This is a genomic window from Mycobacterium sp. 1165178.9, from assembly GCF_001673555.1.
GTDB lineage: Bacteria > Actinomycetota > Actinomycetes > Mycobacteriales > Mycobacteriaceae > Mycobacterium.
The window spans coordinates 1-9,996 of record NZ_LZMB01000281.1; the positions used below are offsets into that span (position 1 = coordinate 1).

A 9,996-nucleotide genomic window follows, 5' to 3' on the forward strand; every position below is an offset into this window, starting at 1 on the left:
ACGCGATGATCCCGGCGAAACCAGGACCGCTGGCGCCGGACGTAGCGTCGGGTGCCGAAGAAGGTCTGCTCGCGCGCCTTCCGGAGTTGATCGGCGCTAGGGCCCGCCGGACCGCTCTCGTCCAGCGCCGTCAACACCTGGGCATAGCCCAGCGCGCGCGAGGCGGTGACCCCGTCGCGCAAGCCCCGGTCCAGCAGCGCGACCACCTCGCCGACCAGACCGCGGTCGAACATCGCGTCGGTGCGCCGGGCCAGCCGCTCATCGAGAAGTGCTGTGTCGCAATCCAGCCCGACGATGGCGGTGTCCCACCTGGGGGCGCCGATCTGCGGAGCGGAGGCGGCGAACGGCTGGCCGGTCAGCTCGACCACTTCCAGGGCCCGCACCGTGCGTCGGGCATCGGTGGGCAGGATGGAGGCGGCCGCGGCGGGATCGCGACGGGCCAGTTCGGCATGCAGCTCGCCCACCCCGATCTCGGCGAGCCGCCGCTCCCAGCGCGCGCGCACCGCGGAATCGGTGGCGGGAAACGACCACTCGTCGAGCAGCGACTGGACGTAGAGCATGGAGCCGCCCACGATGATCGGCAGCGCACCACGGGCCGCGATCGCTTCGACGTCGGCGGCGGCCGCGCCCTGATAGCGCGCGACCGTCGCGGTCTCGGTGACGTCGAGGACGTCGAGCTGATGGTGCGGGATGCAGCGGCGGCCGTCGACGGGCAGCTTGGCGGTGCCGATGTCCATGCCGCGATAGAGCTGCATCGCATCGGCGTTGACGATCTCGGCGCGGACGCCAAGCCGCTCGACCCGTTCTGCGACGTCGAGGGCCAACTGCGACTTGCCGGTGCCGGTTGGGCCGATGATCGCCAGGGGGCGCACGGCGGCCGTCACAGCTGCCAGGCACCGGCGAAGTAGCCCACCCCGTAGGGCGCTCCGCGGTACAGCTCCTTGGCCGATCGGGGTCCGGGATCGGCCAGCCCGGCCAGCACCTGAAACGCGACCCGACCCAGGATCTGGCGCGGCAGCCGGCGCAGCTCGGCGATATCGCCGACGGCCAGCGCGTCGTCCAGCGCCTCTTGCGCGACGGCGTTGTCCGGGTCGTGTCCGCCGGGGGCCGCCGGTGTCAGCGTGTTCGCGCCGTCGGCGACGACCAGCACCCCGACCGGCTCGGCCTGGCGGTCGATCTCGTCGCGCAGCTGTTTGCCAAGGCGCAGTGCGGCTTGGGCTTCGTGATCCGTGCGATAGATCCGGACCTGCGCGGTGGCGCTCGGCTGCACCTGGCCGCGCACCCAGCCGGCCAGCAGCGCGCAGACGGGAAACGCGACCGGCGGGGCGGCCGCGTCCGCCTGCGGCGAAAGCCGGACGCGTACGTCGGCGCCGAAACCCGCGAAGGTGCCCACCGCGTCAGGACCCAGCACGCCGTCGTCGGGCCCCGTCCCGATCGCCACCCAGCGGTCGGGCAGCAGCGCGGCCGCCGCAAGCGTCGCCGCGGCCAGGTCGGCCACCTCGGCGATGGCCGCTCCGGCGAGCTCGGGGACGAGGACCGGCGCCGACGGGACGATCGCAATCGCGCTCAGCACGCCACCAAACTAACGTGACCGCGCCCGCGGCCGGGCATCAGTTCGGTTTGCCCGAGCCGCCGGACATCAAGGACGGAAGCTGTCCGCCACCACCAGACGGTCGCTGCAGGGACCGAAGTCGTCGTCTTCGGTCACGTCCCGGGCCGGTACTTCTCGCGGGGCACCACCTGACCCCTGCTCCGCGCGGTCGATGGTTGCGGCTTCGCCGCGGGCCAAGGCGATCGTGGCGATGAGGACCACCGCCACCGCGCCGATCAGCACGAAAGCCTTGGGGCCGCTGGCGCTCAGCGTCTCTTCCAGCACCAGCACGCCGAGCAGGCCGGCGACCACCGGTTTGGCCACCGTCATCGTCGGCAACGACGCGGTCAGCGCGCCCGCGCGGAAAGCCGATTGCTGGAAGATCATCCCGGCCAGGGCCACCAGCAGCCAGGGCACGAATTCCGGCGACGTGAGCACGCGCAGCAGGCCGTGCTCGGACATCTCGACGATCCCCTTGGTCAGCACCGCGAACAGCGCGAGTGAGGAGCCCGCCACCACCGCGAGCAGCACGGCCGAGAAGGGGCTGCCGGCCCGCAGTCGTGCGGTCACCACGCAGGCCACCAGCAGCGGCACCATGACCAGGGCGACGATGATCCAGGTTTGCAGCGGCGCGCGCTGCTTTCCGGCGGCGGGATCGCCGACGATGATGACGACCGCCAGCGCGGCGGCCAGGGTGAGGGCCCATGTCCATTCCCGGGGCTTCACCCGGTGATGAGCAAGCCGCGCGTAGATGGGCAGGGCGAACAGCAGGGCCGTCACCTGCAGGGCGGTCACCAAGACGACCGAACCCCACGCCAGGGCGGCGGCCTGCAGGCTGTAGTTGAGGATCGCGGCCAGGCCGCCAAGCCACCACCGGGTGTCCCGGAGCGACATGCGGAACAGCTCCAGGTGACCGACCGGCTTGTCGGTGATCTCGTGCGCGGAGCGCTGGCGGATCACGTCGCCTACCGCCGATGCCAGCGCTGCGCACAGGGCTAGTAACGCCGCGACATCAACTTTCGACATGATCGATCCCTCCGCCCGACGACCGTTCGACCCAGCTTTCCCCGTGGCGCAAGCAAATACACGCACAATTCGCGTTCAGTTCAACTACAAACGTATGACGTTGCACACGTTGCTAATAACGCCGCAGGTAACCGTTCAACTATTACTTCAGCAATCTATGTAACGCGTGGGAGAACTCTAAGAGAACTACACAGCTAGCTATGAGCGCGGGTTACGTCCCCCAGGCAACCGGCCGCTTCACGCTTGGCGCGATGGAATCGGTGTCACAGCGCCGTCCAGAGCGTTCGGCGAGTCGTGGGCCACGCTCACGGGGCGGCTCGCCGTGTGCCCGCGCCGCTTCCCACCGCTGCGCGATTTCGCAGGCAACGCTGACGCGACGTCGCCGGGCCGGTCGGGAACGAGAAGGTGGCGGCGCGTGCCAGAGCAAGCTGCTTGAATACTGTTAAGCACCTGTTGCGAGGACCCGGCCACGGGCATCCCGCAGACGCAGGAAACGGTGCCGCTACGCGCGGCAGGCGCGCGGGACACGGACCGCGCGGAAGGGTTGCGAAAGGGTAGTGACGAGCGCATGACGGCTGACGAGCCTCGCGACGATTCAGCTCGGCCCGCGCCGCGTCCGGGACCACGTCCCGGCCCCCGGCCGACACCGCGGCCCACCACCGCTCACCCGCTGGTGATGCCGCCGCCCAGCAATCCGCACCAGTTCGGACGCGTGGACGACGACGGCACGGTGTGGCTGGTCAGCTCCGCCGGCGAGCGCATCATCGGCTCCTGGCAGGCCGGCGACCGGGAGGCGGCGTTCGCCCACTTCGGCCGTCGCTTCGATGACCTGGCCACCGAGGTCACCCTGATGGAGGAGCGACTGGCCTCCGGGAGCGGTGACGCGCGCAAGATCAAGGCTCACGCGGCCGAGCTGACCGAGACGTTGCCGACGGCTGCCGTGCTGGGCGATGTCGACGCGCTGGCGGGCCGGTTGAGCACCATCGCCGAACACGCCGAGGCGGCGGTTGCCGCGGACCGCTCCCGGCGCGAAGAGCATCGGGCCACCCAGACCGCGCGCAAGGAGGCGCTGGCCGCGGAGGCCGAGGAGTTGGCCGCCAACGCGACGCAGTGGAAGGCAGCGGGCGACCGGTTCCGCGCGATCCTCGACGAGTGGAAGACGATCAGCGGGGTGGACCGCAAGGTCGACGACGCATTGTGGAAGCGCTACTCCGCGGCCCGGGAGGCCTTCAACCGGCGGCGGGGATCGCACTTCGCCGAGCTGGACCGGGAGCGCTCGAGTATCCGCCAGGCCAAGGAACGCCTGTGCGAGCGGGCCGAAGCGCTGTCCGACTCGACCGACTGGACCGCGACCAGCGCCGAATTCCGCAAGCTGCTCACCGAGTGGAAGGCCGCCGGGCGGGCGACCCGGGAGGTCGATGACGCCCTGTGGCGGCGTTTCAAGGCCGCCCAGGACGTGTTCTTCACCGCGCGCAACGCGGTGACGGCGGAAAAGGACGCCGAGTTCCGCGCCAATGCCACCGCCAAGGAGGCGTTGCTGGCCGAGGCGGAGAAGCTGGACACCAGCAATCACGAGGCCGCCCGTGCCGCGCTGCGCACGATCACCGAGAAGTGGGACGCGATCGGCAAAGTCCCGCGCGAGCGGTCCGCCGAGTTCGAGCGGAGGCTGCGCGCGGTCGAGAAGAAGGTGCGCGACGCCGGCGACGCGGGCTGGTCTGACCCGCAGGCGCAGGCTCGAGCCGAGCAATTCCAGGCCCGCGCCGAGCAATACGAACAGCAGGCTCAGAAGGCCGCCGCGGCGGGGCGGACCAAGGAGGCCGAAGAGGCGAAAGCCAACGCCGAGCAGTGGCGGCAGTGGGCGCAGGCGGCGGTCGAGGCGCTGACCCGCAAGCCCTAGGGGCGGCCTCAGACCCCCTTGGTGTCGGGATCGTCGCGGGCCTCCGAGGCTGCCGGCGTGGCCGGGTTGTCCAGACCGTCCAGCAGGGTGATCGACTGCTGCGCCGCCGCGACGCGGCGTCGCTGCTCCTCGGCGGCGAGCTGCACGATGGTGCGTGACCAGACCACGCGTGCCCAGTGGTAGATGAGCACGAGCACGGTGAGCCACGCGACGATCAGGCCCCAGCCCGGCCCCGGGTGCCCCGCGGAAACGGTCTGCCGCGACCAGATCGCCAGCATGCCCGCGGCGCCCGCAATGGCGGTGCCCGCCAACGCAACCCAGGCCAGCGCCCAGCGCCGCGTTACCAGCGCCAGCATCGAGAAGCCCACGCCGAATACCAGTGCCAGCCAGGCGAACACGCGCGACGGCAGGGCGACGGCGGCCGCGCCGGCGTGGTGGCTACCGAACAGCACATCCCAGCCGCGCACGTCGCCGGTGTGCGGCAGGATGAAGGACGCCAGCAGCACGAACACCAGGATCGACACGAAGAAAGCCCGTGGACCGGGGTCGATTCCGCGCGCCACGCGGCGTTCGGCTGCCTCGATCTCGGTCCGCAGGGCGCCGAGCTGTAAGTCGTCGTTGTTCGTCTGTTTTTTCACAGCGCACATCCAAGGGGTTCGGGCGGGCCGGCGGGCGGCCCGACGGCGGGCATGCCAAGGCCGACGCCGCGCGGGCGCTGCCCGGCGGCCTGCGCATCACCGGCCCGGGTGCGGCGATGCGTAACGATGCCCGCGTCGGCGATGAGGTGGTGCGGCGCGGCTTCGGTGACCACCGTGGTGATGATGTCCCCGGGCCGCACCGGGGTGTCGGCGGGTGCGTCGACGGCGAAGTGCACCAACCGGCCGTCGCGCGCCCGCCCGGTCATCCGCGCGGTGCGGCTGTCCTTGCGCCCTTCGCCCGTGGCGACCAGCAGTTCTACGGTCTGTCCGATCAGGGCCCGGTTACCCTCCAGCGAGATCGCCTCCTGCAGTGCGATCAGCCGGTCGTACCGTTCCTGCACAACGGCTTTCGGTATCTGCCCGTCGAGGTCGGCGGCCGGGGTGCCGGGCCGCTTGGAGTACTGGAAGGTGAACGCGGCCGAGAACCGGGCTCGGCGCACCACGTCGAGGGTGGCGGCGAAGTCCTCTTCGGTCTCTCCGGGAAATCCGACGATCAGGTCGGTGGTGATGGCGGCGTGCGGCATGGCGGCGCGGACGCGATCGATGATGCCGAGGTAGCGCTCGGCGCGGTAGGACCGTCGCATCGCGCGCAGCACCCGGTCGGATCCGGACTGCAGCGGCATGTGCAGGGCGGGGCAGACATTAGGCGTCTGCGCCATTGCCTCGATGACGTCGTCGGTGAATTCGGCCGGATGCGGCGAGGTGAACCGCACTCGTTCCAGCCCGTCGATGTCGCCACACGCCCGCAGCAGGCGGGCGAAGGCGCCGCGGTCGCGGGGCAGGGCCGGGTCGGCGAAGGACACCCCGTAGGCGTTGACGTTCTGACCCAGCAGCGTGACCTCGAGCACGCCGTCGTCCACCAGCGAGGCGACCTCGGCCAGGATGTCGTCCGGACTGCGGTCGACCTCTTTGCCCCGCAACGACGGGACGATGCAGAACGTGCAGCTGTTGTTGCACCCGACGGAGATGGAAACCCAAGCGGCGTAGGCGGATTCGCGTGCGCTGGGCAGTGACGACGGGAACTCCTGCAGCGCTTCGGCGATCTCGACCTGGGCGACCTTGTTGTGCCGGGCGCGTTCCAGCAGCGTGGGCAGCGATCCGATGTTGTGTGTGCCGAAGATGACGTCGACCCAGGGCGCCTTGCGCAGCAACGCGTCCCGGTCCTTTTGGGCCAGGCAGCCTCCGACGGCGATCTGCATCTCGGGATTGTCGCGCTTGCGCGGAGCCAGGTGGCTGAGGTTGCCGTACAGCTTATTGTCGGCGTTCTCCCGCACGGCGCAGGTGTTGAACACCACCACGTCGGCGTCGACGCCCGCGCCGGCTCGCTGATAGCCGGCCGCTTCCAGCAGGCCCGCCAACCGCTCGGAGTCGTGGACGTTCATCTGGCAGCCGTAGGTGCGGACTTGGTAGGTACGCACGGACGCGGCGTCGGACGTCGCGCCTGCGGGCCCGGCGTCCCGCGCCACCATCGAAGTCACGGGGCCATGGTACGGCGGCGGGTCGGCGCACGGGAAACCGCACGTCACGGGCCTAGACCCGGCGACGGTCCCGCTCGGCGGCCAACTCGGCGAAAACCACCTCGCATGCCAGGTTCTGGCTGTAACCACGGCGCGCCAGCATTCCCACCAGCCTGCGAGTCACCCTCGCGTCGTCGCCGTCCAGCGTCTCCCGGCGCAGCTTGGACCGGACCAACTGCTCCGCCCGGTCCCGTTCGGCACCGGCATCGATCCCCGCCAGCACCGAGGTGATCACGTCGTTGTCGACGCCCTTGGTGTGCAGCTCTGCGGCCAAGGCACGCTTGCTCTTCCCGGCGTGCGCCCGGCGGGAATGCACCCACTGCTCGGCGAAGTCGGTGTCGTCGATCAAGCCGACTGAGGCCAACCGGTCGAGCACGCGCGCACTGACGTCGTCGGGGTAACCGCGTTTGGCCAGCTGGCCGTGGAGCTCGGCCCGGGTGCGCGCTCTCGCGGTGAGCAGGCGCAGGCACAGTGCCCGCGCCTGCTCCTCGCGGGAGGGCTCAGAAATCGACGGGGGCGGGCAGGACGTCGTCATCGGTCACGACCGCGCCAATGCCGAGCTTCTCCTTGATCTTCTTCTCGATCTCGTTCGCGACTTCGTCGTTTTCCATCAAGAAGGTGCGGGCGTTCTCCTTGCCCTGACCGAGCTGCTCACCCTCATAGGTGAACCAGGAACCGGACTTGCGAATGAAGCCCTGCTCCACACCCATGTCGATCAGCGAGCCCTCCCGGCTGATCCCCTGGCCGTAGAGGATGTCGAACTCGGCCTGCTTGAAGGGCGGCGCCACCTTGTTCTTGACGATCTTGACCCGGGTGCGGTTACCGACCGCATTGGTGCCGTCCTTGAGCGTCTCGATCCGGCGTACGTCCATGCGCACCGACGCGTAGAACTTCAAAGCCTTTCCACCCGTTGTGGTTTCGGGGCTGCCGAACATCACCCCGATCTTCTCACGCAGCTGGTTGATGAAGATCGCGGTGGTGCCCGAATTGTTCAGCGCGCCAGTCATTTTCCGCAGGGCCTGGCTCATCAGCCGGGCCTGCAGGCCGACGTGGCTGTCGCCCATCTCGCCTTCGAGCTCGGCGCGCGGCACCAGGGCGGCCACCGAGTCGATGACCAGGATGTCGAGCGCGCCGGAGCGGATCAGCATGTCGGCGATCTCGAGGGCCTGCTCCCCCGTGTCAGGCTGGCTGACCAGCAGGGAATCGGTGTCCACGCCGAGCTTCTTGGCGTACTCCGGGTCCAGGGCGTGCTCGGCGTCGATGAAGGCGGCGACGCCGCCGGCGGCCTGGGCGTTGGCCACCGCGTGCAGGGCGACGGTGGTCTTACCCGAGGATTCCGGACCGTAGATCTCCACGACCCGGCCGCGGGGCAGCCCGCCGATGCCCAAGGCCACGTCCAGTGCGATGGATCCGGTCGGAATGATCGAGATCGGCTGACGTGTCTCGTCGCCGAGACGCATCACTGAGCCTTTGCCGTAGCTCTTTTCGATCTGGGCCATCGCCAGTTCGAGAGCCTTCTCGCGGTCGGGGGCTTGCGCCATGGTGCCTCTCCTATAGTCGGTGTTCGTCTGACCGGTATCGGTCGGTTGGCGGTGACATTAGAGAAAGCCACCGACAAGTTGACTGGCCGAACACTCACTACAGTAGCCGAACAGGTGTTCGATTCAAGTTCGACACGCCGCGCGCGTCGCCTCTGTGGCAGCATCGGCTACCGAAGCGTCGAGCGGCTTCGCTTCACCGGGCAGCCCGAGGAAATCGGTGCGAATCCGATGCGGTCCCGCCGCTGTGATCTCCTTGCACCCGACAGAGCCAGATAGCGTCGGCACTACCCATGACAGCCGGGGCCCAGACAACTGGGCTCACGACGACTGGGGCGCATTTCCCCAAGAGGCGGTCGCGACAATGGACATTTCCACCGAGTTGGCCGAAATAGCTTCCTACGGTGGCTTTTTCGCGCTAACCGTGGGCGGCGACGCGGCGGGATGGCATCCGGTCGGGCGGTCCTACACCGACGGCTGCGCCGACCTGATCGACGCCACCGTCCGGCGCTACCGCACGAACGACCAGCGGATCGGCGCCTCGCTGGTTCACCTCGGCCACGCCGCCCGGCTGTGGTCACCGGTGCTCGCGTGCGCGATCGGTCACGGCGTGCTGCCCGACCTTGACGACCTGCAACGCGCCGACGGCGGCGCACAGCTACGGCTGCCCCAACCCGTTGGGGCAGCCATCACCTCGCCCGCGCCCGAGGCGCTGTATCGCATCGTCGTGGTCGAACACATGAGGCCGCTCGCCGCTGGCCTACCGGTCAAGCTGGCACCCGCCCTGCTCGCCGGCAACATCGCCTCCGCGCTGGCCGGGGCGGCGCAGGCCCTGCTTGCGGCGCGGCCCGACCTGCGGCCGGCGATCGTGCGGACGGCCCGTTTGCTGTTGGACACCGGCACGATGTCCGGATCCGGTGTCCTCACCGGCCCGCAGCTGGACTTCAGGCGTCGCAGCTGCTGCCTTTTTTACCGTCTGCCCGGGGGTTCGCTCTGCGGCGACTGCGGACTGCGCCGGACGCGGCGGTAGGGCCCGATGGGACGAAGCCGACATGGGGCCGGGCGATGACTGGCCGTCCCTGCTCGACAAGATCAAGGCCGCCGACATCGTGGTCGTGTCGACGCCCACTGGGTCGGTCACATGTTCAGCGTGGCGCAGCGCGTGCTGGAGCGCCTCGACGCCGAGCTGTCCGACACCGATGACGCGGGAAGGCCGCGGATGGTCGGCAAGGTGGCCCTGGCCGCGGTCGTGGGCAATGAGGACGGCGCGCACAAGATCGTCGCCGACCTATTTCAGGCCCTCAATGACATTGGATTCTCGATCGCCGCGCAGGGATGCACCAATTGGAACGGCGAGGCTATGTAGGGCACGGACTACACCGACCTGGACGACGTGCCGGAAGCCGTCGCGTCCGCTACCGGCAATGCGGTCCGCAACGCCGTGCACCTCGCAACGGTGTTGCGGCAGAACACGTACCCGGCATACGAGTAGCGCGCCGCGCTCACCACTGTTCCCGAGGCACGTCGAAGTCCACACACAACGCCCGCCAGACGTCGCGGGGCTCGGCGCCCGCCTCGATGGCTTGTGCGGCCGTGCGTCCGTCGAAGCCCGTTAGCACGTGATCCACCAGCACCGAGGACCCGTAGGTGGTGCCAAAGCGCAGGACTACCCGCTCGTGAAACTCCGTTAGCCGCACGGCAGTCAACATACCCAGCGAGCGCGCCTGAG

Annotated in this window: 10 protein-coding genes, 1 pseudogene and 1 riboswitch; of the genes and pseudogenes, 3 read left to right on the plus strand and 8 right to left on the minus strand. The window is 69.5% G+C overall.

What is annotated here, in order from left to right; all coding sequences use genetic code 11:
- The 3 genes from miaA to A5652_RS12095 all read right to left on the minus strand — a co-directional run.
- A partial coding sequence (miaA, locus tag A5652_RS12085) for a tRNA (adenosine(37)-N6)-dimethylallyltransferase MiaA (protein WP_067351053.1) occupies window positions 1-872 on the minus strand: 872 nt, incomplete at its 3' end.
- A gap of 8 nt (window positions 873-880) precedes the next feature.
- On the minus strand, window positions 881-1,573 hold the full coding sequence (locus A5652_RS12090) for a hypothetical protein (RefSeq protein WP_067351021.1): 693 nt from the start codon (window positions 1,571-1,573) through the stop codon (window positions 881-883).
- A 66-nt stretch (window positions 1,574-1,639) separates the two neighbouring features.
- Entirely contained in the window at window positions 1,640-2,617 is a 978-nt protein-coding gene (locus tag A5652_RS12095) for a DMT family transporter (protein ID WP_067351024.1), read from the minus strand.
- Between the two features lie 568 nt (window positions 2,618-3,185).
- Here A5652_RS12095 and A5652_RS12100 point away from each other — a divergent pair.
- On the plus strand, window positions 3,186-4,514 hold the full coding sequence (locus A5652_RS12100) for a DUF349 domain-containing protein (protein WP_067351027.1): 1,329 nt from the start codon (window positions 3,186-3,188) through the stop codon (window positions 4,512-4,514).
- Window positions 4,515-4,522: 8 nt separating this feature from the next.
- Here the strand turns inward: A5652_RS12100 and A5652_RS12105 are convergent, their stop codons facing one another.
- From A5652_RS12105 to recA, 4 genes are all read right to left on the minus strand, one after another.
- Window positions 4,523-5,161 (minus strand): hypothetical protein, encoded by a 639-nt coding sequence (locus A5652_RS12105; protein WP_067351030.1) that lies wholly within the window; start codon window positions 5,159-5,161, stop codon window positions 4,523-4,525.
- Window positions 5,149-6,681 (minus strand): tRNA (N6-isopentenyl adenosine(37)-C2)-methylthiotransferase MiaB, encoded by a 1,533-nt coding sequence (miaB, locus tag A5652_RS12110; protein WP_197513933.1) that lies wholly within the window; start codon window positions 6,679-6,681, stop codon window positions 5,149-5,151. The genes A5652_RS12105 and miaB overlap by 13 nt, the downstream gene beginning before the upstream one ends.
- A gap of 61 nt (window positions 6,682-6,742) precedes the next feature.
- The gene (gene recX, locus A5652_RS12115) at window positions 6,743-7,264 is read right to left on the minus strand and encodes a recombination regulator RecX (protein WP_067351036.1); all 522 of its coding nucleotides are present in this window, start codon (window positions 7,262-7,264) and stop codon (window positions 6,743-6,745) included.
- Window positions 7,230-8,270, minus strand: coding sequence for a recombinase RecA (gene recA, locus A5652_RS12120; protein WP_067351039.1), 1,041 nt, complete (start codon window positions 8,268-8,270; stop codon window positions 7,230-7,232). The genes recX and recA overlap by 35 nt, the downstream gene beginning before the upstream one ends.
- Window positions 8,271-8,479: 209 nt before the next feature.
- A riboswitch (cobalamin riboswitch) is annotated at window positions 8,480-8,547 on the plus strand.
- Between the two features lie 84 nt (window positions 8,548-8,631).
- On the opposite strand from recA, the gene A5652_RS12125 reads away from it, so the two are divergent.
- Together A5652_RS12125 and A5652_RS12130 are read left to right on the plus strand one after the other, a co-directional pair.
- Window positions 8,632-9,297 (plus strand): (2Fe-2S)-binding protein, encoded by a 666-nt coding sequence (locus A5652_RS12125; protein WP_067351043.1) that lies wholly within the window; start codon window positions 8,632-8,634, stop codon window positions 9,295-9,297.
- Window positions 9,185-9,759: pseudogene (locus A5652_RS12130) on the plus strand (flavodoxin family protein). The gene A5652_RS12125 and the pseudogene A5652_RS12130 overlap by 113 nt, the downstream one beginning before the upstream one ends.
- Window positions 9,760-9,769: 10 nt before the next feature.
- On the opposite strand, the gene A5652_RS12135 reads toward A5652_RS12130, so the two are convergent.
- Complete coding sequence (locus A5652_RS12135; RefSeq protein ID WP_067351048.1) at window positions 9,770-9,976, minus strand: DUF3046 domain-containing protein; 207 nt, start codon at window positions 9,974-9,976, stop codon at window positions 9,770-9,772.
- Window positions 9,977-9,996: the final 20 nt, after the last annotated feature.